The 23379-nt window shown below is 61.9% G+C and carries 25 protein-coding genes; 8 read left to right on the plus strand and 17 right to left on the minus strand.

Going from position 1 to position 23379, the window contains the following annotated elements:
• Positions 1–285: 285 nt before the first annotated feature.
• The 3 genes from msrQ to ACSSVY_RS17030 all read right to left on the minus strand — a co-directional run bounded on the left by msrQ (position 286) and on the right by ACSSVY_RS17030 (position 3359).
• Positions 286–888: a protein-methionine-sulfoxide reductase heme-binding subunit MsrQ gene (msrQ, locus tag ACSSVY_RS17020; RefSeq protein ID WP_454270936.1), complete on the minus strand. Its 603-nt coding sequence runs from the start codon at positions 886–888 to the stop codon at positions 286–288.
• Positions 888–1790 carry a protein-methionine-sulfoxide reductase catalytic subunit MsrP gene (msrP, locus tag ACSSVY_RS17025; protein WP_454270765.1) on the minus strand — a complete coding sequence of 301 codons (903 nt, stop codon included), beginning with the start codon at positions 1788–1790 and terminating at the stop codon, positions 888–890. The genes msrQ and msrP overlap by 1 nt, the downstream gene beginning before the upstream one ends.
• Positions 1791–1865: 75 nt before the next feature.
• The gene (locus tag ACSSVY_RS17030; RefSeq protein WP_454270766.1) at positions 1866–3359 is read right to left on the minus strand and encodes an FMN-binding glutamate synthase family protein; all 1494 of its coding nucleotides are present in this window, start codon (positions 3357–3359) and stop codon (positions 1866–1868) included.
• Between the two features lie 382 nt (positions 3360–3741).
• On the opposite strand from ACSSVY_RS17030, the gene ACSSVY_RS17035 reads away from it, so the two are divergent.
• A complete protein-coding gene (locus ACSSVY_RS17035) occupies positions 3742–4221 on the plus strand; it encodes a fasciclin domain-containing protein (RefSeq protein WP_454270767.1) in 480 nt (159 codons plus the stop codon).
• A 184-nt stretch (positions 4222–4405) separates the two neighbouring features.
• Here the strand turns inward: ACSSVY_RS17035 and ACSSVY_RS17040 are convergent, their stop codons facing one another.
• Positions 4406–5137 carry an SDR family NAD(P)-dependent oxidoreductase gene (locus ACSSVY_RS17040; RefSeq protein ID WP_454270768.1) on the minus strand — a complete coding sequence of 244 codons (732 nt, stop codon included), beginning with the start codon at positions 5135–5137 and terminating at the stop codon, positions 4406–4408.
• Between the two features lie 128 nt (positions 5138–5265).
• Between ACSSVY_RS17040 and argB the strand changes: the two genes are divergently transcribed.
• Genes argB through ACSSVY_RS17060 form a run of 4 tightly spaced genes read left to right on the plus strand, consistent with a single transcriptional unit; the run spans position 5266 to position 8424 of the window.
• The gene (gene argB / locus ACSSVY_RS17045) at positions 5266–6162 is read left to right on the plus strand and encodes an acetylglutamate kinase (RefSeq protein WP_454270769.1); all 897 of its coding nucleotides are present in this window, start codon (positions 5266–5268) and stop codon (positions 6160–6162) included.
• 9 nt (positions 6163–6171) lie between these two features.
• A complete protein-coding gene (locus ACSSVY_RS17050; RefSeq protein ID WP_454270770.1) occupies positions 6172–6816 on the plus strand; it encodes a ferredoxin in 645 nt (214 codons plus the stop codon).
• Positions 6813–7301, plus strand: a complete 489-nt coding sequence (locus tag ACSSVY_RS17055; RefSeq protein WP_454270771.1) for a SixA phosphatase family protein — start codon at positions 6813–6815, stop codon at positions 7299–7301. Before ACSSVY_RS17050 ends, ACSSVY_RS17055 begins: the two co-directional genes overlap by 4 nt.
• A 7-nt stretch (positions 7302–7308) precedes the next feature.
• Positions 7309–8424, plus strand: a complete 1116-nt coding sequence (locus ACSSVY_RS17060) for an acetoin utilization protein AcuC (RefSeq protein WP_454270772.1) — start codon at positions 7309–7311, stop codon at positions 8422–8424.
• Positions 8425–8526: 102 nt separating this feature from the next.
• Here ACSSVY_RS17060 and ACSSVY_RS17065 read toward each other — a convergent pair whose 3' ends face one another.
• The 12 genes from ACSSVY_RS17065 to ACSSVY_RS17120 all read right to left on the minus strand — a co-directional run bounded on the left by ACSSVY_RS17065 (position 8527) and on the right by ACSSVY_RS17120 (position 19013).
• Complete coding sequence (locus ACSSVY_RS17065; protein ID WP_009817373.1) at positions 8527–9294, minus strand: amino acid ABC transporter ATP-binding protein; 768 nt, start codon at positions 9292–9294, stop codon at positions 8527–8529.
• 14 nt (positions 9295–9308) lie between these two features.
• A complete protein-coding gene (locus tag ACSSVY_RS17070) occupies positions 9309–10598 on the minus strand; it encodes an amino acid ABC transporter permease (RefSeq protein ID WP_454270773.1) in 1290 nt (429 codons plus the stop codon).
• A 2-nt stretch (positions 10599–10600) separates the two neighbouring features.
• Positions 10601–11815 (minus strand): amino acid ABC transporter permease, encoded by a 1215-nt coding sequence (locus ACSSVY_RS17075; protein ID WP_454270774.1) that lies wholly within the window; start codon positions 11813–11815, stop codon positions 10601–10603.
• Positions 11816–11935: 120 nt separating this feature from the next.
• Entirely contained in the window at positions 11936–12955 is a 1020-nt protein-coding gene (locus ACSSVY_RS17080; RefSeq protein ID WP_454270775.1) for an amino acid ABC transporter substrate-binding protein, read from the minus strand.
• A 203-nt stretch (positions 12956–13158) separates the two neighbouring features.
• Positions 13159–13881, minus strand: a complete 723-nt coding sequence (locus ACSSVY_RS17085) for an ATP12 family chaperone protein (RefSeq protein ID WP_454270776.1) — start codon at positions 13879–13881, stop codon at positions 13159–13161.
• A 4-nt stretch (positions 13882–13885) separates the two neighbouring features.
• Complete coding sequence (locus tag ACSSVY_RS17090; RefSeq protein WP_454270777.1) at positions 13886–14560, minus strand: HAD-IA family hydrolase; 675 nt, start codon at positions 14558–14560, stop codon at positions 13886–13888.
• A complete protein-coding gene (locus ACSSVY_RS17095; protein ID WP_454270778.1) occupies positions 14557–15600 on the minus strand; it encodes an RluA family pseudouridine synthase in 1044 nt (347 codons plus the stop codon). Before ACSSVY_RS17095 ends, ACSSVY_RS17090 begins: the two co-directional genes overlap by 4 nt.
• On the minus strand, positions 15597–15974 hold the full coding sequence (gene crcB, locus ACSSVY_RS17100) for a fluoride efflux transporter CrcB (protein WP_454270779.1): 378 nt from the start codon (positions 15972–15974) through the stop codon (positions 15597–15599). Before crcB ends, ACSSVY_RS17095 begins: the two co-directional genes overlap by 4 nt.
• 47 nt (positions 15975–16021) lie before the next feature.
• A complete protein-coding gene (modC, locus tag ACSSVY_RS17105) occupies positions 16022–17119 on the minus strand; it encodes a molybdenum ABC transporter ATP-binding protein (RefSeq protein ID WP_454270780.1) in 1098 nt (365 codons plus the stop codon).
• Positions 17116–17799 (minus strand): molybdate ABC transporter permease subunit, encoded by a 684-nt coding sequence (modB, locus tag ACSSVY_RS17110; RefSeq protein ID WP_454270781.1) that lies wholly within the window; start codon positions 17797–17799, stop codon positions 17116–17118. Before modB ends, modC begins: the two co-directional genes overlap by 4 nt.
• Positions 17786–18574 carry a molybdate ABC transporter substrate-binding protein gene (gene modA, locus ACSSVY_RS17115; RefSeq protein ID WP_454270782.1) on the minus strand — a complete coding sequence of 263 codons (789 nt, stop codon included), beginning with the start codon at positions 18572–18574 and terminating at the stop codon, positions 17786–17788. Before modA ends, modB begins: the two co-directional genes overlap by 14 nt.
• 73 nt (positions 18575–18647) lie before the next feature.
• The gene (locus ACSSVY_RS17120; RefSeq protein WP_454270783.1) at positions 18648–19013 is read right to left on the minus strand and encodes a winged helix-turn-helix domain-containing protein; all 366 of its coding nucleotides are present in this window, start codon (positions 19011–19013) and stop codon (positions 18648–18650) included.
• 585 nt (positions 19014–19598) lie between these two features.
• Here ACSSVY_RS17120 and ACSSVY_RS17125 point away from each other — a divergent pair.
• Entirely contained in the window at positions 19599–20141 is a 543-nt protein-coding gene (locus ACSSVY_RS17125; protein ID WP_454270784.1) for a VPLPA-CTERM sorting domain-containing protein, read from the plus strand.
• 112 nt (positions 20142–20253) lie between these two features.
• Positions 20254–20520 (plus strand): hypothetical protein, encoded by a 267-nt coding sequence (locus ACSSVY_RS17130; protein WP_454270785.1) that lies wholly within the window; start codon positions 20254–20256, stop codon positions 20518–20520.
• 313 nt (positions 20521–20833) lie between these two features.
• Here the strand turns inward: ACSSVY_RS17130 and ACSSVY_RS17135 are convergent, their stop codons facing one another.
• Complete coding sequence (locus ACSSVY_RS17135) at positions 20834–21322, minus strand: protein-tyrosine phosphatase family protein (protein WP_454270786.1); 489 nt, start codon at positions 21320–21322, stop codon at positions 20834–20836.
• Positions 21323–21515: 193 nt separating this feature from the next.
• On the opposite strand from ACSSVY_RS17135, the gene ACSSVY_RS17140 reads away from it, so the two are divergent.
• Positions 21516–23285: a DNA polymerase III subunit gamma/tau gene (locus tag ACSSVY_RS17140; protein ID WP_454270788.1), complete on the plus strand. Its 1770-nt coding sequence runs from the start codon at positions 21516–21518 to the stop codon at positions 23283–23285.
• Positions 23286–23379: the final 94 nt, after the last annotated feature.

A 23379-nucleotide genomic window follows, 5' to 3' on the forward strand; every position in this document is an offset into this window, starting at 1 on the left:
CCGCCCCAAGTCCGTCCCGCGTCCCAACAACCGCCTCAGCAGCGCCGGTGAAGGGGTATTTACGGTTACCCCAGAAGAGTCGCAACCCCTTTTTTCGGCTTTTGTCATTTTTTTTTCAAAAACCCGGATTTTCACTAAATATTAATGGGTTAAGGGATGCTTTGCCAAGATTTCGGCGCTCTGGCGCAACAATCTTACCAAGGCAATTCCCGCCCCACTCCCACATCTAGGGTTATCCACAGACTTACCCCCAAGACCCGGTGAATCCACCCGCCTGAGGACGGCTCATGCCCTGCTAATCCGTGCCTTGGGACGCCACCGCAAGACCAGAAGCCCCAGAATCACGGCCAGATAGATCAGCGGCTCGATTTGAAATCCTTTGCTCAGCCAGACGAAATGCACCGCCCCCAGCACCGCCACCCCATAGGTCAGCTTGTGCAACTGCCGCCATCGCGGCCCAAGCCGGCGCAGAGAAAAGTCATTCGACGTCATGGCCAACGGAATCATCAAAAGGAACGCGCTGAACCCCACCGTCACATAGGGACGCTTGATAATATCCGCCCAGATCTGTGCAAGGATCTGCACATCCAGAACCAGCCAGACCAGCAGATGCAGACACACATAAGAGAACGCCAGCAATCCCACCGCCCGGCGAAACCGGATCAGGTTCACGCCCAGATGCCGCCGCAGCGGTGTGATGCACAACCCGAGGATCACCAGCTGCAACGCGATCTCGCCCAGTTCACGCTCCAGCGCCTTGATCGGTTCGGCCCCCAACCCGCCAGTGAGGCCGAGATAGAAGGTCCAGACCGCCGGCGCGAGCGCCAGAAGCCACACCGCCCAGACCGGCACCCGCCGGGCCAGCGCGTTGATCCGGTCCTGCACCATCAAAAGTTCTTTTTCAGATCCATGCCCGCATAGAGCCCCGCCACCTCATCGCCATAGCCATTGAACATCAGCGTGGGCACACGCGAGGAAAACAGCCCGCCACCGATCTGCCGCTCCGAGGCCTGAGACCAGCGCGGGTGATCCACCTCCGGGTTCACATTACTATAGAACCCGTATTCGCCGGCATTGGCCTTGTTCCAGCTTGTCGGCGGTTCCTTATCCGTGAGCGTGATCCGCACCACCGACTTGATCGACTTGAACCCGTATTTCCACGGCACCACCAGACGCAGCGGCGCGCCATTCTGATTGGGAATATCGCGGCCATAGATACCAGTGGCCATGATTGTCAGCGGATGCAGCGCCTCATCCAGACGCAGCCCCTCGACATAAGGCCAATCGAGCACCGGATACCGCACCCCCGGCATCTCATCGGGCCGCAGTACCGTCTCAAACGCCACATATTTCGCGCCGCTCTGTACCCCGGCCAGCTCCAAGAGATCAGCCAGTTCAAACCCGTTCCACGGCACCACCATCGACCACGCCTCGACACAGCGGAACCGATAGAGCCGCTCTTCGATCGTCATCTTGGCCATGATCTCGTCAAAGGCATAGTCACCCGGTCGGTCCACCAGCCCGTCGATGGTCACACTCCAGGGGCTGACGGTCAGCGTCCGGGCATTGCGCGCGGGATCGCCCTTGTCGGTGCCAAACTCATAATAGTTGTTATAGGTGGTGATATCGTCCCAGTCGTTGGGCTCCAGGGTCTCGGCGCGCGCGCGCTGCGCCATCAGGCTCAGGCCTACGCCAGCCGCCGCCCCAGCGATCATCTGGCGGCGATTGAAAAACGCCGCCTCAGGCGTCACATCCGTGTCACTCAGCGTGTTAATCCAGCGATGGGCCATGTCATCTCTCCTATTGGTTCATCCATTATATAGAGACAGACACGGCCCTCGCCACCGCAGGGTTTCAACGCGTGGTCACAATCCCGCGTCCGCATTGTAACTTGGCCGGATTTTATTGAACGCCACTGACGTGCCATCCGCCTGCACCAGCCGCACATGCCGCCGCCGCATCAGGCGCGGTTCGGCGACCCCCACCGAATGGGCGATGGTCTCGACCTCCTTGATCACCGACTTGGCGAAATTGGCAACCTTGAGGTATTTATCCTCGACCACCAAACCGCGCTGCAAATAGGGGTCATGGGTGGTGATGCCGGTGGGACAGGTGTTGCGATTACACTTCAGCGCCTGAATACAGCCAAGGCTGAACATGAAACCGCGCGCCGAGGTGACAAAATCCGCGCCTGCACAAATCGCCCAGGCGACATCACCGGGATTGATCAGCTTGCCGGCCGCGATCATCCTGATCCGATCCTTCAGCCCATAACGATCCCGCAGATCGACCATACGCGGCAGCGCGTCCCGAATGGGCATCCCCACCAGATCCATCAGCGGCATGGGGGCGGCCCCGGTGCCGCCTTCGCCCCCGTCAATCGCAATGAAATCCGGGGCGCTGTCTGGCCCCCGCGCCATGATCATCTCAAACAGTGGCTCCCACGCCTCGGACGATCCGATCACCGTCTTGAACCCGACCGGGCGACCCGTCACCGCTCGGATGTGACCGATCACATCCAGCAACTCGCCATAATCATTGATATCGGCGTGACGGTTGGGCGAAATACTGTCCTTGCCGATCTCGATCCCGCGAATGGCAGCGATCTCGGCATTGACCTTTTCACCCGGCAGAATGCCGCCCTTGCCCGGCTTGGCGCCCTGCGCCAGCTTCAACTCGAACATCTTGATACTGGGGTTGTCAGATACTTCGCGCAGCCGCGCATCACTCAGATTGCCCAGCGCATCGCGCACGCCATATTTGGCGGTGCCGATCTGATAGACCAGATCGCAATTCCCGATCAGGTGAAACGGGCTCAGCCCCCCTTCGCCTGTATTCAGCCAGATGCCCGCCTTGGCCGCGCCCCGGCTCAGCGCCTCGACCGCCGGGCGCGAAATCGCGCCATAGCTCATGCCCGAGATGTTGAAAATCGACTTGGCCATATAGGGAATGGCCGCCGTCGGCCCGATCTGCATTGGGGCCGTCATAGCAAACTGATCATCCAGCGGCGGAAACACCGCAGGCACAAAGATGGGCGTGCCCGGCACCCCGAGATTACGGGTCGAGCCAAAGGCAATCGTATTGCCTCCACCCTTGGTCGCGTGGCTGACCCAATCGCGCTGCGCGCGGTTGAACGGCATCTCCTCGCGGTCCATGGCAAAGAAATACTGCCGGAAAAACTCGCCCAGCTTGGTGAACAACCCCCGGAACCGGCCAATCACCGGATAATTGCGCCGGATCGCATCGCCGGGCTGCGTCTTGTCCAGGATGTAGAACACCGCAACCATGAACACGACCGCGCCCAAGGCAAAGACGAACAACAGCGCCAGAACCTCGAGGATCTGCGTCACATACCCCATCTGAAATCTCCAATGATCCCTACCCTCGCCCGTTTCAGGGCGTCGCGCGCAACCTGCGCCATTCGGACCCGCCAAACAAGCTGGCAAAACACGCTCGCAGCCCACATTTCAGCACGTCTCGGCGAGGATCGGGCCAATTGCCCGCCCCCCGCCGAGGCGGCAGGACACCCGGCTGGATCACCCCCAAACCGCAGGAAATTTTCCGCGCCTTCACAAAAACGTGATTGGATGTTTCAAAGCGCCCCGGCTTAGCGGGCCTGAGCCGCGCGTCAAACCGCGTCGGCGGAAAACCCCTGTGAACCAATCCCCGCCCCCCGCCGTAAGCCCCGCATGATCCCGACACCGGGGTCATGGAAACGGACACTTAAACGGAGACGCAAACATGTTTCGCAGAACCTATCTCGCCCTGACCGCCGCCGCCCTGATGGCCGGCCCCGCCTTTGCCGACAATCACGGCAAGGACATCGTCGACATCGCCGCCGGCAACGAGAGCTTCTCGACGCTTGTCGCCGCCGTGCAGGCCGCTGACCTTGTCGATACGCTCAAGGGCGAAGGCCCTTTCACCGTCTTTGCCCCCACCAATGACGCCTTCGCGGCTCTGCCCGCAGGCACGGTCGAAGACCTGCTCAAGCCCGAGAACAAGGACAAGCTGACCGCGATCCTCACCTATCACGTGGTGCCGGGCAAGGTGATGTCGACCGACCTCTCGGACGGCATGACAGCCGCGACCGTTCAGGGCAGCGAGGTCACCATCGGCACAACTGACGGCGTGACCGTCGATGGCGCCAAAGTGGTGCAGGCGGATATCGAGGCCACCAACGGCGTGATCCATGTGATCGACACCGTGATCATGCCCAAGTAATCGAAACGCTCACGGAACAGTGTGATGGGGCGGCCCTCTGGCCGCCCCATTTTCGTTAGGGCGTGTTGCGCCCCATCGAAAACACACACGTCCGGGGCTTGACCCGGGACCTCGCCGAGGCCGCGTGGAGGCCCCGGATTGGGAGCAGGGGCGATGTGAACCCGATCAGACGCCCCGTTTTTCGTTACACGTGCTGCGCGCCGTTGATCTCGATCTCGGTGCCGGAAATATAGGACGACCCTTCGGAGCAGAGGAAAAAGATCGTGTTGGCCACCTCATCAGGTTCGCCCAACCGTCGCATCGGGATGCTCTCGACCAGCTTGTCCGTGCCCGGCGACAGGATTGCCGTGCGAATCTCTCCGGGTGCGATCGAATTGACCCGGACACCCAAGGGGCCGAAATCATGCGCCATCTCGCGGGTCAGCGCCACCAGCGCCGCCTTGGATGTGGCATAGGCCGCGCCCGCAAAGGGATGCACGCGGCTCCCGGCAATCGAGGTGACATTCACCACCGCCCCTTTGGCCGCCGCCAACTCGTCGCGCAGGCTGCGCGCCAGAACCACCGAGGCAAAGAAATTGACGTGAAACACCTGACCCCAGGTCCGCAAATCCGTGGTGAACGTATCCAGCCGCTCCCCCTCCGGCCCTTTGGGCGAAATCCCCGCATTATTGACCAAGGCATCCAAACGCCCGCCCAACCGCTCGCGGATCACGTCGACCTTGGCGATCACATCATGCGGGTCTGCCAAATCCATCTGAATGTGGTTCTCCGCCCCGCCGCCCCAAGGGCATTCCTCTGGAAAGGGCTGGCGTGAACAGGTGATCACCCGCCACCCCGCCGCATTGAAGCGCCGCACCGTGGCATGACCGATCCCGCGGCTCGCCCCCGTCAACAGCAATGTCTTGATCTCGGACATGGTGCACCTCTCTCAGCCATGAATTTCGTTGCGTGCGAGCCTAGCCCGTTCCAGCACCGCCGCAACGGCCCTTGGCACCACCCCGCGCAGATTGTATTGAGGTCTGCAACCCCGCGTTGGAGACCAGCATGAAGGCCAGAGACATGAATCGCGACTGGATCGCCACTGCCCGCACCCTTTCCGAGGCCCTGCCCTATCTGCAACGCTATACCGGGGCCATCGTGGTCATCAAACTGGGTGGTCACGCAATGGGCAGCGACGAGGCGATGGAAACCTTCGCCCGCGACGTGGTTCTGATGCAGCAAGTGGGCGTCAACCCGGTGATTGTCCACGGCGGCGGGCCGATGATCAATCAGATGCTCGAAAAACTCGAGATCAAATCAGACTTCGTCAACGGCAAGCGCGTGACTGATGCCGCCACCATGGATGTGGTGGAAATGGTCCTCTCGGGTCAGGTCAACAAACGCATCGTGGCGGCGATCAACGGTCAGGGCGGACGCGCCGTGGGCCTGTCGGGCAAAGACGCCCGCCTCATCACCTGCACCCCCTCGCATCCTGATCTGGGTCTCGTGGGCGAGCCCTCCGAGATCGACCCCACCATCCTGCACACGCTCTTTGCCGCCGACATGATCCCCGTGATCGCCCCCTTGGGCGCGGGCCGCGAGGGCGAGACCTACAACATCAACGGCGACACCGCCGCCGGCGCCATCGCCGCCGCCCTCAAGGCCGACCGCCTGCTCCTTCTCACCGATATCGACGGGGTCCGCGATGCCGAGGGGCGCGTTGTCACCGAACTCAGCGCCGAGCAAATCCGCCAGATGACCCGCGACGGCGTGATCGCAGGCGGCATGATCCCCAAGACAGAAACGGCCCTTGCCGCCATCGACGGCGGCGTGCGCGCCGTGGTCATTCTCGACGGGCGCGCGCCCAACGCGACGCTCCTCGAGCTGTTCACCGAACATGGCGCTGGCTCGCTCATCCGGGGCGAGGCTGGCCCGCGGGTGCAACACCCCCGCGCCCGCTGAGCGCCGCGCGTGCCCGGCCTTCCCCCGGCGCTCGCAAACCTCGCGCGCGCGCATCATCTGACCCTGTCGGGCGCGCTGCATCTCACGCCCGGTGAAGTGCCCGGCCATCAGACCCTCGTGCTCCTCAGCCCCGCCGAGCCGGGCTTTTGGGCGCATTTCACCGCAACGCCCGAATACCTGGACGGCGCGCGCGACCCGATGAACCGCTGGTCCACCCGCGTCATCACGGCCATGGCCGCAGCACTTGGGGCAATGCCCGTCTTCCCCTTCTCCGGCCCACCCTGGCAACCCTTCACCGATTGGGCGCGCCGCAGCGCCCGCGCTTGGCCGTCGCCCGTCGGCCTCTTGGTGCATGACGAGGCAGGGCTGATGATCTCCTATCGCGGCGCGCTCGCCTTCCCGGACCGCTTCGCGCTTCCGCTTCCCGGTCAACGCCCCTGCGATAGCTGTACGGATCAACCCTGCCGCAGCGCCTGCCCGGTGGATGCGTTGATCCCCGAGGCCTATAACGTCCCCGCCTGCAAATCCGATCTCGACCGTCCCGGAAATGACTGCCGCGCGCGCGGCTGTGCCGTGCGCCGCGCCTGCCCGCTCAGCCAATCCTATGGGCGACGCGAAGAACAATCCGCCTTTCACATGGGATACTTTGGATGAAGACGCTCATTCTCATGCGCCACGCCAAATCTGACTGGGGCGATCCCCGCCTCCCCGATAGCGCCCGCCCCCTCAACGCACGCGGGCGCAAGGCCTCCACCGCCCTCGGCCGCTGGCTCCACGCCCAAGACCTTCTGCCCGATCAGATCCTCTGCTCCCCCGCGGAACGCACTCAGGAAACCTGCGCCCGCCTCAAACTCGCGACACCGCCAGACCTCAATGACGCGCTCTATCTGGCCGAGGCTGACGAAATGCTGGCGGTTCTGCGCCACGCCACAGGCCATCAGGTGCTGATGCTGGGCCACAACCCCGGCATCGCGGAATTCGCGGCCCTGTTGGTCGCCGCCCCCCCGGATCACGAGCGGTTCGACGACTATCCCACCGGCGCCACGCTCATCGCCCGGTTCGACATTGACGATTGGTCCGCGTTGCACCCCGGCACCGGCACGGTGGTGCAGTTCCTCACCCCGCACGACCTGCCATAACCGGCGCATGCAACCGCCGCTCTTTATCGGATCAGAGATCTATCGCGGCTCTTCCTACGGGGCGCGCCACCCACTCTCGATCCCCCGCGTGCCCACCGTGATCGACCTCTGCCGCGCTCTGGGCTGGCTGCCGCCGGCGCAATACCGCACCAGCCCCCGCGCCAAGCCGCAGGCGCTGACCGCGTGGCACACCCCGGACTATATCGCCGCTCTGCAAGAGGCCGAGACATCCGGCCAAGTCTCCCCCGAAATCCGCGCCCGCCACCAGATCGGCACGCTTTCCAATCCGATCTATCCAGAGATGTTCCGCCGCCCCGCCACCGCCGCCGGTGGCTCGCTTCTGGCCACAGACCTCTTGGCGACGGGCGGCGCAGCCTATAACCCCGGCGGCGGCACACATCACGGCATGGCCGATCACGCGGGCGGGTTTTGCTACCTCAACGACCCGGTGCTGGCGATCAAGGCGTTTCTGGCCCAAGGCCTCAGCCGCATCGCCTATGTCGATATCGACGCGCATCATTGCGACGGGGTCGCCGCCGCCTTCCACAGCGACCCCCGCGTCCTGATGATCTCCACCCATGAGGCCGGGCGCTGGCCCTTCACCGGCACGCTCCATGACCGCGCGGGCAGCCATGCGATCAACCTGCCCCTGCCCCGCGCCACCAACGACAGCGGTTTTGCCATGGCCCTGCACGAGGTCATTCTTCCGGCGGTGCAAGCCTTCACCCCTCAGGCGCTCATCCTGCAATGCGGGGCCGATGCCGTGGCCGAAGACCCGTTGTCGCGCCTCTGCCTCTCCAACAACGCCCATTGGGAAGCGGTGGCACTCTTGCGCCCGCTCGCCCCGCGCCTCCTCGTTCTGGGCGGCGGCGGTTATAATCCCTGGACCGTGGGCCGCCTCTGGTCCGGGGTCTGGGCCACCCTCAACAACAACGAAATCCCCGACCGCCTGCCCGAACCCGCCCGCGCCATCTTGGCCGCGCTCTCATGGACGCGGCGCCCGACCCTGCCTGACGATGCGCTCATCGACACCCTGCGCGACACCCCGCGCCCCGGCCCCATCGCCGATGACCTGCGCGCCGCGATCCAACACCTGCGCGACCGCCGCACCACTTGGGTCTGACAGCAAAGGGGCGGCGCAGCGCCACCCCTTTCATCGTTCTCAAAATACTCCGGGGGAGTCCCGGACTTGCTCCGGGATGGGGGCAGCGCCCCCTTCCTTGCCTCAGTGCCCCAGTATCTGGCTCAGGAACAGCTTGGTCCGGTCACTCTTGGGATTGTTAAAGAACTCTTCCGGCTCGTTCTGCTCGACGATCTGACCCTGATCCATAAAGATCACCCGATTCGCCACCTTGCGCGCAAATCCCATCTCATGGGTCACGCAGAGCATGGTCATGCCTTCTTCAGCCAGTTGGATCATCGTATCCAAAACCTCCGAGATCATTTCGGGATCGAGCGCCGATGTCGGCTCGTCAAACAGCATGATCCGCGGTCGCATGCACAAGGACCGCGCAATCGCCACCCGCTGCTGCTGCCCCCCCGAGAGCTGACCAGGATATTTATTGGCCTGCTCCGGGATCTTGACCTTTTCAAGGAAATGCATCGCCACTTCCTCGGCCTCGCGCTTGGGCGTCTTGCGCACCCAGATCGGGGCAAGCGTGCAATTCTCCAGAATCGTCAGATGCGGAAACAGGTTGAAGTGCTGAAACACCATGCCAACCTCCGACCGGATCTTGTCGATATTCTTGAGGTCATTCGACAACAGCGTGCCATCGACCGTGATCTTGCCCTTCTGATGCTCCTCGAGCGCGTTGATACAGCGGATCAGCGTTGATTTGCCCGATCCCGACGGCCCGGCGATCACGATCCGCTCGCCCTGATAAACCGTCAGATCAATGTCGCGCAGCACGTGAAACGCGCCATACCACTTGTTCATCTTCGTGATATCGACGGCAACCTGATCCGAGACGTTCAATTGTTTTTCAGCGGCCATGATGATGACCCTCCTTACCGATGATCCGTGCGAAGCTGACGCTCCAGCCACTGGGAATATTGCGAGATACCGTAGCAGGTGATGAAGAACAGGACGCAGGCAAAGCCAAACAGCTCCCAATAAACCCCGTTCCATTCGGACGAGGCAAGGATCGGACCACGGATCATGCCGACGATGTCGAACATCGAAATGACCGAGACCAGCGTCGTATCCTTGAAGAGACCGACGGCCACGTTGACAATGCCCGGAATCGAGATCTTGAGCGCTTGCGGCAGGATGATCAGCTGCATGGATTGCGCGTAATCAAGACCCAGACTGTCCCCCGCCTCATATTGTCCGCGCGGCAGCGCCGCGAGCCCCCCCCGGATCACCTCGGCGATATAGGCCGACGAGAACATCGTGATCATGATGATCACCCGCAGGATCAGGTCGAAATTCGTCCCCGGCGGCAGGAAATAGGCCAGCACGACGTTGGCCACGAACAAGAGCGTGATCAGCGGCACACCGCGAATGAACTCGATGAAAACCACGCAGATCCACTTGATGATCGGCATGCTCGATTGCCGCCCCAGTGCCAGCAGGATGCCCAAGGGCAAGGACAGCGACACACAGACCACACCCAGCATCAGGTTGATCATGAACCCGCCCATATCGCGCGAGGCCACGGCCTGAATGGCCATCACATTCTCCATCGGTCCCGTCACATAGCCCGAGAGGATCCAAAAGATGAGCGCCGCCACGAAGGCGGCAATCACCGCGACACCCGCGCTGATCGTCACCACACGGCTATAGGTAAACGCGCCCAACAGCACCCCCAAGAGGGCAAAGACCGGCACCAACACAGACCCGCCCCAGATCAACCAATAGGCGATGAACGGGTATAGCCCGGTAAAGATCAGCATCTTGCGCGGGAACACCTTGCCAAACAGCACCGGTGCGGCGGCAATGAACAGCAGCACAAAGGCCAGACCGGGCCGCCAGTAGAGCTCGGATGGGTATTTGAACCCGAACAACAGCTGATTCCAGCGCTCCGTCAGCACCGCGAAACAGCCCCCCATCTTGCCATCTAGGATTTCACGACAGGCGGTCAGGCTTGGGCTTTCCCAAACACCGTTGATAAACCACGGCGCGGTGGAGATAACGATCTGAAACACCACATAAGCCGACACCAGCGTCAGAAGCGTGTTGCCGGGCGACGAGAACAAGTTCTCGCGCAGCCATTTCACCGCCCCCGTCTGCGCCGTTGGAGGCGGCGCTTCGGGCAGCATGCGCGTGCGCACAAAGGCGAGTTGATCACGGGCCATGCTCAGCGCTCCTTCAGCTTGATAGAGTTGTTATAGACGTTCATGACCGCCGAAATGGCGAGACTGATCGTCAGATAGAACAACATCAGCATCAGCACGCATTCGATCGCGCGCCCCGTCTGATTGAGCGTGATTCCCCCCAACGTGCCGGTCACATCCATGTACCCCACGGCAATCGCCAGTGACGAATTCTTGGTGAGGTTGAGATATTGCGAGATCAGCGGCGGGATGATCACCCGCAGCGCCTGCGGCAGGATCACCAGATTCATGATCCGCTTGGGCCGCAGCCCCAGCGACGCCGCCGCTTCCGTCTGCCCCTTGCTGACCGCCTGAATACCCGCCCGCACGTTTTCGGCGATAAAGGCGCCGGTATAGATCGCCAGCGCAAACCACAGCGCAATCAGCGAGCCCCGAATATGCAGCCCCCCGTCAAAGTTGAACCCTTTCAACGCCGGGTAATCGAGAGTGATCGGCTGACCCAAGACAAAGAAGATCAGAATGGTCGGCACGAACAGGATCACCAGCGATGGCCATCCCATCGGCAAGAGCCGCCCGGTTTCATACAGGAGCTTGGTCGCATAGCGGCGGTAATAAAACACCCCCGCAATCGACGCGAGAAACGTCAGGACCACCACCAGCGAACCCGCCCCCCAAACCGGCGCGGGCACATAGACCCCCCGGTTGGTAAAGGCGAACGCGTCCAGCAACATCGACGCGTCGGCATTATCCCCGCGGAATTGATTGGGAGACGGCATCGACGCCGTCATGATCGTCGCAATGATCAGGATCCAGATCAGCACCGGCACATTGCGGAACGCCTCGACGTAAACGGCCATCAGCTTGCGCACCAGCCAATTGGGCGAGAGCCGCAGAATACCCGCTGTCACGCCAAAAAGTGTCGCCGTAGCACAGCCCAGAACCGCCACGATCAGCGTGTTGAGCACGCCCACGATAGAGGCGCGCATATGGCTCGATTGGCTGTCATACTCGATGGGCCGTTGGTTGATGTCATACCCAGCCGGATCACTCAGAAAGCCGAACGAGATGTTCTGCCCCTGTGCGGCAAGGTTGCTCACCAAATTGGCCCCGAGATAGCCAAGCAGCAACAGCAAGAGCATGAGCGCAATGAATTGAAACGTATAAGAGCGATACCGTGTGTCATAAATCAGCATAGAAAGCTGAAACGACGCCTTGGGAGGGTCGGTCATCGTTGTCATCTGGGAGTTTCCCTGTGTTTCGACCCGGATTTTTATCGGCATTTCTGCCGTGGGCCGATTTTTAAGTGGTCTAGAGGTGAAAAGGGCGCGGGAGAGACCCGCGCCCTTCGTCAGAAGATTTTACCGGAACGGCGGAGCGTACATGATGCCGCCCTGCGTCCACTGAGCGTTCAGACCACGGGCCAGACCGATCGGGGTCTTTTCGCCAATGTTCTTCTCAAAGATCTCGCCATAGTTGCCGCCAGCGGCAATCGCCCGCTTGGCCCACTCGTTGTCGAGACCGACCATCGCACCCAGATCACCCTCGGTGCCGAGGATACGGTTGATCTCCGGGTTGTCGCCCGCCGCAGCAGACAGCTCTCCGATATTGGCCGAGGTGATGCCCATTTCTTCGGCAGCAACCAGCGCGTAGAACGTCCAACGCACAATGTCAGCCCAGTCGTTGTCGCCATGGCGAACCAGCGGCCCGAGCGGCTCTTTCGAGATGATTTCCGGCAGGATCACGTGATCCGTGGGGCTCTCGAACGCTGCGCGAGTCGACGCCAGACCCGACGCATCGGTGGTGTAGGTGTCGCACGCACCAGCCAGATACTGCTGCTGACCTTCGGCATTCGTCTCGATCGGCACCGGCTCATAGCTGATGTTATTGGCACGGAAGAAATCCGCGAGGTTCAGCTCAGTGGTGGTGCCGGTCTGAATGCAGACCGTCGCGCCGTCCAGCTCTTTGGCAGAGCTGACACCCAGCGACTTGGGCACAAGGAAACCCTGACCGTCGTAGTAGTTCACGCCGACGAAATCGAACTTGAGATCGGTATCGCGCGAAAACGTCCAGGTGGTGTTGCGCGCCAGCATGTCAATCTCGCCCGAGGCAAGCGCAGTAAAGCGGGTCTTGCCGGTGGTCGGCACGAATTCAACAGCATTCGCATCGCTCAGCACAGCGGCGGCGACTGCACGGCACACAGCCACGTCAAAACCTTCCCAAACACCGTTCGCATCGGGGGCAGCAAAGCCCACGAGGCCGGTGGTCACACCACAGTTCAGCTTGCCGCGTGCCTTCACGTCATCCAACGTGGCAGCCGCAGAAGCGCCAGCCGCAAGGCCGGCCACCGTCAGCGCGCCCAAAAATACGGTTTTTTTCATGTTTACCTCTTCCTGATTATCCGCCCTTCAAGAGCGGTTTGTCGGATCTTACGACCCATTTGACACTGTTGGCAGGGTTTTCACCCCTCTCAGTGAGGCCAAGTTTGTGTGGATTCATCACGAAACGTCAAGTCTTTGTTCACGAAACCCAATTGCAAACCGGTGCCATACCAGCAGTTGCCCTTGCGTCAGTCACGCAGGGATCAGACTGCCCGATCCTTGCGCGAAAGATCATAGAACCTTTTGGCATGCAGAAAGTCAGATTGTTTCCGCGCCGCCATCTCTTCGGCCTCTTCGTCCTTACCCCATTGCTCCGCCTGCCAGGTTTCATCGACCCGAGACAGCGCCCAGAGCACATCGGCCGGATAAAAATTGTCCAGCGCGGCAAATCCTATCACAAGAGACCCGCTAATACTCACAAGATCGTGAAATGCCGTCAGGGCCCATGTATCAAGAGCCTCCACATGCGCTTTCAGGAGTGAAATCGCCTGCGCGTCCTGCGGCACATGCACCACGCCCACAACCGGAAGCAGTTTTACAGACAGGACCGATTCGGTCCAATCCAACAACGGATCCCAGGCCTCTGCCTGTTTTTTGATCAGTTCCTCGGGACTCGCAGCGCGGTAACAGATCAGATCGCTGTCGCCATAGGCTGCCAGCATCTCGACCACCTCGTCCCGTTGCGGCGCGACCTTGTCGAGCGCGGCATTGGCGGACCGGGTACAGGGCATCGTATTGGGGTTGATCTTGCCCTCCTGCGCATCCCATTCCGCGGCAATCGCCTCTGCCAGTGCGCGCGTCGGCACGATCAGCGTGGCCTTGGCCGGGGTGCGCACCACGCGCCCATCCAACCGCACGCCAAACCCCTCGTCTTCCTCGACAACGCCCGCGTCTTTCCAGAACCGCTTGGCTTTCCATTCGCTCATCGTCTTACCCCCAGAGTCGATCCAACGCAGCGGGAAGCGCCCGGAAATCCGGCACGACCTCGCGCGCGGCACTCAGCGCCTCGGGCCGATGATAGCCCCAGGCCACCCCGATACCGGCAATGCCTGCCGCCTGCGCCATATCCATGTCAAAGCTCGTATCGCCAATCATCACCGCGTTTTCCGGCGCAACCCCGGTTTCCGCCAGCGCCGCGCGCAGCATTGAGGGATGCGGCTTGGACGGATGATGATCCGCCACCTGCCGCGTCACGAAATAGGACCGCAGATCATGCCCCTCCAAGAGCTTGTCCAATCCTCGCGCCGATTTGCCCGTCGCCACCCCCAACAGGGTCTCCGGCACCGCATGCAGCGCCTTCAGGGTCTCCAGCGCATATGGATAGAGCGGCGAGGACTGCTCGACACCGAACTCGGCCCGCAGCCCCATATAGGCTTCCTTGTACCAGCCCACGATGCGCCCCTGAACGTCGCCCGGCAAGGTCGGCGCCAGACGCGGAATCGCCACATCGAGCGAGAGACCGACAATACCCAGAATCAGTTCCCGCTCCGGCGCAGGCTCTCCCGCGCGATCAAACGCCGCCCGCATCGCCGCCAGAATATCGCCTTGGCTATCGACCAGCGTGCCATCGACGTCAAAAATCACCAGACGCAAGGGCAGGCTCATGCCATGTCCTCGAGCGGGTCCTCCGGCGCCTCGGACGGAATCCACTGAAACAGATCCCAGGTCCGCTGCATATGCTCGGGCAACGGCGCGGTAATGTGCAAAATGGCCCGCGACACCGGATGCTCGATCTTGAGCGAGCGCGCGTGCAGATGCAGCTTGCGGCTCACATCACCGCCCAGTTGCGCCCCCCAGCCATCGCCAAGGTTCTCCTGCCCCGAACCGCCATATTTGCCATCGCCGACAACCGGATGCCCGATCTCGGCCATATGCGCCCTGAGCTGATGCGTCCGCCCGGTCACCGGGATCAGCGCCATCCAGGACGTGCGCGCCCCCGCCGCCTCGATCACCGCATAATCGGTGGTCGCGGGCTTGGCCCCCGGTGTCGCCTCGACCTCGCGCGGATGCACGCAGATCATCTTTTCGCCCTCGCCCTTGGCCCCATGTCCGGGTGCCTTGACCAGACCATAGCGCACCGTGCCCATGCGCGGCGTCGGCACACCGGCGACAGCCGCCCAATAGATCTTGCGCGTGTTGCGATGCCGGAACGCCGCCGTCAGCCCCTTGGCCGCCTCACGCGTCCGCGCCAGCAACAACACCCCAGAGGTGTCCTTGTCCAACCGATGCACCAACCGTGGCTTTTCCTCCGCGCCAAAGCGCAGCGCCTCCGCCAGCCCGTCCACATGCCGCGTCTGCTTGCTGCCGCCCTGAACCGGCAGGCCCGGCGGCTTGTTCAGCGCGATCACATGATCGTCGCGGTAGATCACGCAAGACTGGATCATCTTGGCATCCGCCGGGCTGATCCGCGCCAGCGCCCCCGTTGGCCGCTCATCGGTGTCCGGCAACGGCGGTATCCGCACGCTCTGCCCGACCTCAAGCCGCGTCGCAGGCTTCACCCGTCCGCCATCGACGCGCACTTCACCCTTGCGGCACATCTTCTCGATCTGCACTTGGCCGACATGCGGAAACAGCCGCCGGATCCACCGATCCAGCCGCTGATCCCCGTCATCCGGCCCAACAACCCGCGTCTGAACACCGCTCATGCGAAAAACCCCCGCGCCAGCCAGACGCCCAAAATCAATGCCCCGATGGACAATACCACCGACAGCCCGACATAGCCCAGCGCCGCCATCGCCTGCCCCCGCTCCCAGAGCGAAAAGGCCTCGAGCGAGAACGCCGAAAACGTGGTGAACCCGCCCAAAAGGCCGCTCATCACCAAGGGGCTCAGATGTCCTAGCCCACGCTGCGTCAGGACCACAACAGCCACTCCCATCAGGAACGAGCCAAGGATATTGACCCCCAGCACCGCCACCGGAAATCCGGGACCGACAAAGCGCAGCGCCGCCAGACCCACGCCATAGCGCAGACAAGAGCCGATCGCGCCCCCTACGGCCACCTGAATGAAACCTGTCATCATGCCCGCGTCTGTCGCGTGCGCCCATGCAATTGTCAAGCGTAGCGCAGTTAACCGCGCGGCAAGGCCTGCCGGTCGAACGCTGCCGCCTTGATCATCGCCACCAGCTTTTGCCCCGGCACGACCTCCAGATCGCGCAGCGCCGCCCGCGTCACCCTTGCGCGCAAATGTTGACCCCCAAGCGCGAGCAGAACCTCGGCATAGGCGGTTTCGGCCTCCACCTCGACCCGCAACACCTCGGCCTCTAGCATATTGCGAATGCTGACCCCGGCGGGCCGCGCCAGCGCCAGCGCCACATCGCGCGCCCGCACCCGCAACCGCACTGCCTCTCCAACAGGCAAGCGGATTTCGGGCACCTCAAGCGCAAGACCACCACCCAGATCAACCCGCGTCAGACGCATGTCGCTATCCTGCGCCACGACATGTCCGGCCAGAACGGCTCCCGCCTCGAACCGGCCCTGTACCCCAGCCAGATCCAGCCGCTCCAGCGTCTCGGCCACACCGCCCGCCGCCACCACACGCCCCGCCTCCAGCGCGACAATGCGGTCCGCCAGTTGCGTGACCTCCTCAATCGCATGCGTCACATAGATCACCGGCACGCCGAACACCCCCGGCAACCGCGCGATATAAGGCAGGATTTCCCCCTTGCGCCGCGTATCCAGCGCCGCCAGCGGTTCATCCATCAACATGAGGCGCGGCCGAGACAAGAGCGCCCGCCCGATCGCCACCCTCTGCCGCTCGCCCCCCGACAGGGTCGTCGCGCCACGCGGCAACAACGGCCCGAGGTCGAGCGCGTTCACCACATCGTCAAACCCATAACGCGCCGGCAAATCCGCCGCCCGCTTGTCGGCATAGTCCAGATTGCCCCGCACCGAGAGATGCGGAAAGAGCCGCGTATCCTGAAACACATAGCCCACGCCACGCCGATGCGGGGCCAGCCCCCGCCGCCCGTTCAGCCAGACCTCATCGCCATAGGCCAGCCGCCCCCGCGCGCTGGTCTCGAACCCGGCAATCGCCCGCAACAACGTGGACTTGCCACACCCCGACGGACCGAACAGCGCAGTTAGCCCCTGCCCCTCGAACCCATGCACCACCTCCAGCGCAAAGCCGGGGAAATCGACCCGGATATCGACACTGAGCGCGGTCATCGCACGCCCGCATGTATGGGAAAGCGTCGATTGAGCACATAAACCGCCAGCAGCACCACAAAGGAAAACACCAGCAAGATCGCCGCCAGCGTATGCGCGGCGGCATAATCAATCGTCTCGACATGCTCATAGATCTGGATCGAGACCACCCGCGTCTGCCCCGGAATATTGCCCCCCACCATCAGCACCACGCCGAACTCGCCCACCGTATGGGCAAAGGTCAGCACCACCGCCGTCAGATATCCGCGCAACGCCAGCGGCGACGCCACGCTGAAGAACGCATCGAGCGGCCCCGCCCGCAGGCTCGCCGCCGCCTCCAACGGGCCGCGCCCCACCGCCTCAAAGGCCGATTGCAAGGGCTGCACCATGAACGGCAGCGAATAGAGCACCGAAGCGACCACCAATCCGACAAAGGAAAACGTCAGTGTCGTTCCCGTCACCTTCAGCCACAGACCGCCCAACGCCGTAGTCGGGCTGAACAGGACCAGCATGTAAAACCCCAGAACCGTCGGCGGCAGCACCAGAGGCAAGGCCGTCACCGCCTCGACCACCGGCTTGATCCGCGCCCGCGTCTGCGCCAGCCACCACGCCAGCGGCGTGCCCAGCAGAAGGAGCAGCAGCGTCGTCATCCCCGCCAGTTGCGCCGTAAGCCAGAGCGGCCCCAGATCAGGCGCCACCATCGCCTACCCCATATCCATAGGCGGCGATGATCTGCGCCGCCGCATCGCTGCGCAAATAGTCGAGAAAGGCCCGCGCTGCGACATTGTCACGCCCTGCGGCCAGCAGCACAGCATCCTGCCGGATCGGGGCATAGAAATGCTGCGGCACTTCCCAATAGCTGCCCTCCGGCGGCACTCCCGGCTGTTGCACCGCCGAAAAGGCGATAAGACCAAGCTCTGCCGCGCCACTCGCCACCATCGCATGAGTCTGCCCGATATTTTGCCCCATGACGATCTTGGGCTGCACCACCTCCCAAAGCCCCATCCCGTCGAGCGCTTCACGCGCGGCCTTGCCGTAGGGGGCAAGCTCGGGATTGGCGATCGCCAGATGCCGCAGCCCGGACGCACGCAGCGCCTCTTGCCCGTCGTCCCCGATCCGCCCCGGATCGGCACTCCACAACGCCAGCCGCCCCGACGCATAGGCAAAACGGCTGCCCTCGACCCCGAACCCCTCGTCGATCAACCGCGCCGGAGTGGCCGCATCCGCTGACAACATTATGTCAAACGGCGCACCCGCAGCAATCTGCGCATAGAGCTTGCCGGTCGATCCCGTGGTCAGCACCACCTCATGCCCGGTTTCCAGTTTGAACTGCGCCGCCAAGCTCTCCGCCGCCCCGGCAAAATTCGCGGCAATCGCGGCCAACGCCTCATCCGCAGAGACGCGCAGCGGCGCGAGGGCCAGAGCGGCGGCAAAAAACGCACAGCCCAGCGCACGGCCTGACAATCGTCCGAACATGGCGGCCCCTTTCACTGACGATATGTTCACTGAAACATATCGCAGGCACGGTGCGTTCTGACAAGCGTTATATTCACTCGGAAACATCCCTCAGCAGCGCCGCCAACCCCGCGACCTCCGCCGCCCCTGCCTCGTCGGCAACCGCCTCCAGCGCACGGTAAAGCCGCAGGATTTCGAGGCCCATTTCGGTCAGCACAGCGCCACCGCCCCCCGGCCCGCCGCGCGTGCTCTCGACCACGGGGGCCGCGAACATCGCGTTCATCGTCTCGATCAGCATCCAGGCGCGCTTGTAGCTCATCCCCATCTCGCGCCCCGCCGCCGCGATAGAACCACAACGCCCGATCCGCTCCAACAGCTCCGCCTTGCCGGGACCCACCATCCGCCCGTCGCCAAAGACGACACGCAGACGCAATTGAGGGGGATCGTCGGGATGGGTCATGCGGTGAGTGTCGCCTGTTCAAGTCCGGCCATATGTATCAAACGCACCAAGAGCCTAGCGGCCTTTCCCCCCTTTGTGAATCACAATGCGGCCATGAGAGGCAAAACCATGCACACCGCATCGCCGGACCTTCGCCGCACAGTCCATAAACGACCGCGGGGCGGACAAAGGGGTCGTTGGCAGGAATCTCGCCAACGACCGCCATTTCAGAGCAGGATTCACGACCGCCCAACAGATCACAAAATCACCGTTTCTCCAGCATGTGTAGGTGTCGCACGGCGGCGAGAGCCCGCCGGTGACAGATCACACTACTGGTGATTCCTTCCAGTTGACGGTGGTTTTTTTGGTGGCCGGGCGAATCAGTGTTTCCAGCATAGGTTTCCAAACGGACAGAACAGGGCACCGATCCCGCCCGCGATCCGCCAGGTCAAGCACCAGAAGTGAAGGAGGTGCCGCCGCAAGCAACTGAAATAATGAAGGAATGTTTGCAACCCCAAGCCCGCCTCGGATGTCAAGTTATCTGCTAACAAAGGTCACAAAAATGTCGTATTGTGTAAGGGTCATGTGTTCTGGGGAGTATTGAACATGAAGGCGATTTTTCTGAGCGCAGTTGCCGCGCTTAGCCTGTCAGCGGGCGTCGCAGCAGGAGCAACAATTGATATCGATTTTGATAGTCCGGTTTCGACGCCTCTGATCCTAATGGAAGATTCGCCTGGGGTTATTCCGGGTAACTGCGACGGGTCAGCTTCTGGTCCGAAATGTCTCGGGGTAAACAAAAATGGCGCGGCTTCGATATCGATCGAGTCACCTCTTACGTTTTCCATTTCGTCGTTTTGGTTCAAGCTTCTGGGCAATAACGATGATTTAATCGTTACTACCAACAAGGGCGTGACCACGCTGCTTGAAAGCGTCTACGATCATAACCTTAGTGGCGACGTTTTAGATGTGAGCGGCAACGCCTTTTTCCAAGACATCACATTCATGTCGTTCTTGACGAGCGAAGGCAATGCGCGGGTCGACGACTTAAAGGGGTCCTATGTCTCTGCCGTGCCGCTACCAGCGGCGGGCTGGCTGATGCTGGTAGGACTTGGCGGTCTGTTCGCAGTTCGTCGGCAGCGCACGACATAGGTTTCTTTAGACTTACGATCTCTTTCGGGCCGTCCTTTGGGGCGGCCTTTTTTTGTGTTCGGCACAGATCCTGCAGCCCGATTGGTCAAACCTACTGGCTATGCCTCAGCACATGCCTGATATGGACTGCGATCATCTGACCCACCATCACGGCATCGAGGATGTGGACCGCCGCCTCAACTCGCTTCGGGTTATGGAAATTTTCAAGTGGCGTGCGTTTCCAAATACACTTGCGCCAATAGCCTTCGCTTTCATTGCGTCGGGTGGTCGCTCGCCCGAAGTCTTGGAGCGCATTTTGACACAATTGGTCTTCCGCTCTCAATTGTGCTCGCGCGGGTCTGATGCAGCCAATGACGAGGTCGTGGCTTCTTCAGCATAGCAGACCTGCAAACAGATTGCAGGGAGGGCGGCGAGTCGCCCTTGGTGATGGATGCCGCCAGATCATTTTTGGGAACTATGGGCTCGTTCCCGGCTTTCGCCGCAACCTGCGCGAAGGTCGGATCTACCAATTTAGGTCAGGTGATGACGTGACGGTCAAAGGTATCTGACGTTCGACATCAACCATACTTCTCGGCTTGCCGTGATCGCCATCGCATTCGCTGTGGTTTCAATTCGCGGGCACAAGCTCCGGCGTGTAGGTTTTGGACCTTACAAAATCACCTTACAAACCTTACGGATCTTACAGACCCGGATCACGCCCGCCCCCGCCGCGCCCAATTGAGCTGCGCATCGGTCTCGATCGCGCAGGGTCGAATATTTCTCAACCGCTCCAGAGCCTTATCAGCCCCTTCCCCGCTCTCGATCATCAAGCGCAGCGCCACCATACCCGACCGACCACAGCCGCCCCGGCAATGAACCAACACCCTCCCCCCCCCCGAAAGCGCCCCCCTGACCGCCTCGCTGGCCTTATTCCATGCTTCAATTTGGTCATAGCTTGGGGTCCCGAAATCGGGAATTGGATAAGAGATCCAGCGCGTCCCAGACTCCTGAACATCTGCGCCTAGCCCCCCGGCCCCAGCCGCCACCATCTCGGCCTCGGTGGTCAAGGAAATCACCAGCGCAGGCTTCCAGTCGCAGATATGCGCCAGATCGCCCGGATAGTCTCCACTCGCCCCCGGAAGGGGCGAAAGGGCCAATGTCCCCCCCCCGACACGCAGGGCGTATATGATAAAATCACTCATTATTTCAATGCCTTGAACGCCATTCAAACCGGCAAGAGCATCGGGCGCTCGACGCTCTCACTTCGACAATCCACGTCATGTCCTCCCTCATCCTTCCCTCAGCTTTGGCATATCCTATCAAAAAAGCAAGGTGGACGCCCTCCCTCCCCCGCCTTACGTTGTGTAATCATCCGAATCCCGCAAAGGCTCTTTCATGTCCGACACGCCCACCCCCGGCTATCAGGTTCTCGCCCGCAAATATCGGCCCGAGACCTTTGCCGATTTGGTGGGACAGGACGCCATGGTCCGCACCCTCAAGAACGCCTTTCAGGCCGACCGCATCGCGCAAGCCTTTATCATGACCGGCATTCGCGGCACCGGAAAAACCACAACCGCACGCATTATTGCCAAGGGCATGAACTGCATCGGGCCCGACGGAATGGGCACTCCCACGACCGAGCCCTGTGGCGTCTGCGAACATTGCCGCGCCATTATGGAGGGTCGCCACGTCGATGTGATGGAAATGGACGCCGCCTCCCGCACCGGCGTAGGCGATATCCGCGAAATCATCGAAAGTGTGAATTATCGCGCAGCATCAGCACGTTACAAGATCTATATCATCGACGAGGTGCATATGCTCTCGGTCAATGCGTTCAACGCATTGCTCAAGACGCTGGAAGAGCCGCCCGCGCATGTGAAATTCATCTTCGCCACAACCGAAATCCGCAAGGTGCCGGTGACGGTGCTGTCGCGCTGCCAACGCTTTGACCTGCGCCGCATCGAGCCTGAGGTGATGATCTCCCTCCTGCGCCGCATCGCAGACAAAGAGAGCGCACAGATTTCAGACGACGCGCTCGCGCTCATCACCCGCGCGGCGGAAGGCTCAGCGCGGGATGCAACTTCGCTGCTGGATCAGGCGATTTCACATGGCGCGGGCGAGACAACAGCGGATCAGGTCCGGGCAATGTTGGGGCTGGCGGACCGTGGCCGGGTGCTCGATCTTTTTGACATGATCCTGCGGGGCGATGCAGCAGGCGCGCTCTCGGAACTCAGCGCGCAATATGCCGAAGGCGCTGATCCCCTCGCCGTGCTGCGCGATCTGGCCGAGATAACCCATTGGATTTCCGTTGTAAAAATCACGCCTGACGCGGCCGATGATCCCACCATCGGCCCAGACGAGCGCGCGCGTGGGCTGGAAATGGCCACGGCCTTGCCGATGCGCGTGCTCACCCGCATGTGGCAAATGCTGCTCAAGGCGCTGGATGAAGTGGCGCAATCACCCAATGCGATGATGGCCGCCGAAATGGCGGTGATCCGCCTCACACATGTGGCCGACCTGCCCACGCCCGAGGATCTGGTGCGGCGTCTGCAAGACGCGCCACCAACCGGTCCGGGTGGCGGCGGCGGGGGTGCACGCCCCCAAAGCGCTCCGAACCAAACCACCCATGCCCAAGGCCAAAGCTATGCGCCGACGCATTCCGGGCCGACTGGCCCTGTGTCTCAGGGCGCCGCATCGCCCCTGCTGGCGCAAGTCCCCGAAGAAGCCCTCGCCCGCTATCCCACCTTCGAGCATGTGCTGGAGCTCATTCGCGCCAATCGCGACGTGAAACTCCTGCTCGAGGTCGAGGGCTGCGTGCGCCTCGCCAATTACCGCCCCGGTCGAATCGAATTCACCCCCACACCGGATGCCCCCGGTGATCTGGCGCAGCGTCTAGGCAGCGCCCTGCAACGCTGGACCGGTAATCGCTGGGCAGTAACCCTTGTCAATTCCGCCACCGCCCCCACAATCCTCGAGGCGCGCAATGCCGCTGAGGATGCACTTGAGGCTGAGGCCCAACAGCACCCACTTGTCCAAGCCGTCTTTGCCGCCTTCCCCAAGGCCAAAATCGCCCGCGTCAAGACCGTGCAGGACATCGCAAACCATGCCGAAGCCGAGGCGCTCCCTGAGGTTGAGGATGAATGGGATCCGTTTGAAGAGGACTGAAAGCACCGCCTCTTGCCAGTCGCCTTTTTACAACAGATATGCTTAAAGACGGAAAAACCATTCGATGGCTCTAAATTAACGGGTCAGAACCAAA

Source organism: Roseovarius sp. MBR-51 (assembly GCF_053628575.1).

Bases quoted from the DNA above. Each gene is read 5' to 3' on its own strand.
- msrQ (WP_454270936.1), bottom strand. From the start codon at position 888: ATGGTGCAGGACCGGATCAACGCGCTGGCCCGGCGGGTGCCGGTCTGG.
- msrP (WP_454270765.1), bottom strand. From the start codon at position 1,790: ATGGCCCATCGCTGGATTAACACGCTGAGTGACACGGATGTGACGCCT.
- ACSSVY_RS17030 (WP_454270766.1), bottom strand. From the start codon at position 3,359: ATGGGGTATGTGACGCAGATCCTCGAGGTTCTGGCGCTGTTGTTCGTC.
- ACSSVY_RS17035 (WP_454270767.1), top strand. From the start codon at position 3,742: ATGTTTCGCAGAACCTATCTCGCCCTGACCGCCGCCGCCCTGATGGCC.
- ACSSVY_RS17040 (WP_454270768.1), bottom strand. From the start codon at position 5,137: ATGTCCGAGATCAAGACATTGCTGTTGACGGGGGCGAGCCGCGGGATC.
- argB (WP_454270769.1), top strand. From the start codon at position 5,266: ATGAAGGCCAGAGACATGAATCGCGACTGGATCGCCACTGCCCGCACC.
- ACSSVY_RS17055 (WP_454270771.1), top strand. From the start codon at position 6,813: ATGAAGACGCTCATTCTCATGCGCCACGCCAAATCTGACTGGGGCGAT.
- ACSSVY_RS17060 (WP_454270772.1), top strand. From the start codon at position 7,309: ATGCAACCGCCGCTCTTTATCGGATCAGAGATCTATCGCGGCTCTTCC.
- ACSSVY_RS17065 (WP_009817373.1), bottom strand. From the start codon at position 9,294: ATGGCCGCTGAAAAACAATTGAACGTCTCGGATCAGGTTGCCGTCGAT.
- ACSSVY_RS17070 (WP_454270773.1), bottom strand. From the start codon at position 10,598: ATGGCCCGTGATCAACTCGCCTTTGTGCGCACGCGCATGCTGCCCGAA.
- ACSSVY_RS17075 (WP_454270774.1), bottom strand. From the start codon at position 11,815: ATGACAACGATGACCGACCCTCCCAAGGCGTCGTTTCAGCTTTCTATG.
- ACSSVY_RS17080 (WP_454270775.1), bottom strand. From the start codon at position 12,955: ATGAAAAAAACCGTATTTTTGGGCGCGCTGACGGTGGCCGGCCTTGCG.
- ACSSVY_RS17085 (WP_454270776.1), bottom strand. From the start codon at position 13,881: ATGAGCGAATGGAAAGCCAAGCGGTTCTGGAAAGACGCGGGCGTTGTC.
- ACSSVY_RS17090 (WP_454270777.1), bottom strand. From the start codon at position 14,560: ATGAGCCTGCCCTTGCGTCTGGTGATTTTTGACGTCGATGGCACGCTG.
- ACSSVY_RS17095 (WP_454270778.1), bottom strand. From the start codon at position 15,600: ATGAGCGGTGTTCAGACGCGGGTTGTTGGGCCGGATGACGGGGATCAG.
- crcB (WP_454270779.1), bottom strand. From the start codon at position 15,974: ATGATGACAGGTTTCATTCAGGTGGCCGTAGGGGGCGCGATCGGCTCT.
- modC (WP_454270780.1), bottom strand. From the start codon at position 17,119: ATGACCGCGCTCAGTGTCGATATCCGGGTCGATTTCCCCGGCTTTGCG.
- modB (WP_454270781.1), bottom strand. From the start codon at position 17,799: ATGGTGGCGCCTGATCTGGGGCCGCTCTGGCTTACGGCGCAACTGGCG.
- modA (WP_454270782.1), bottom strand. From the start codon at position 18,574: ATGTTCGGACGATTGTCAGGCCGTGCGCTGGGCTGTGCGTTTTTTGCC.
- ACSSVY_RS17120 (WP_454270783.1), bottom strand. From the start codon at position 19,013: ATGACCCATCCCGACGATCCCCCTCAATTGCGTCTGCGTGTCGTCTTT.
- ACSSVY_RS17125 (WP_454270784.1), top strand. From the start codon at position 19,599: ATGAAGGCGATTTTTCTGAGCGCAGTTGCCGCGCTTAGCCTGTCAGCG.
- ACSSVY_RS17130 (WP_454270785.1), top strand. From the start codon at position 20,254: ATGCCTGATATGGACTGCGATCATCTGACCCACCATCACGGCATCGAG.
- ACSSVY_RS17135 (WP_454270786.1), bottom strand. From the start codon at position 21,322: ATGAGTGATTTTATCATATACGCCCTGCGTGTCGGGGGGGGGACATTG.
- ACSSVY_RS17140 (WP_454270788.1), top strand. From the start codon at position 21,516: ATGTCCGACACGCCCACCCCCGGCTATCAGGTTCTCGCCCGCAAATAT.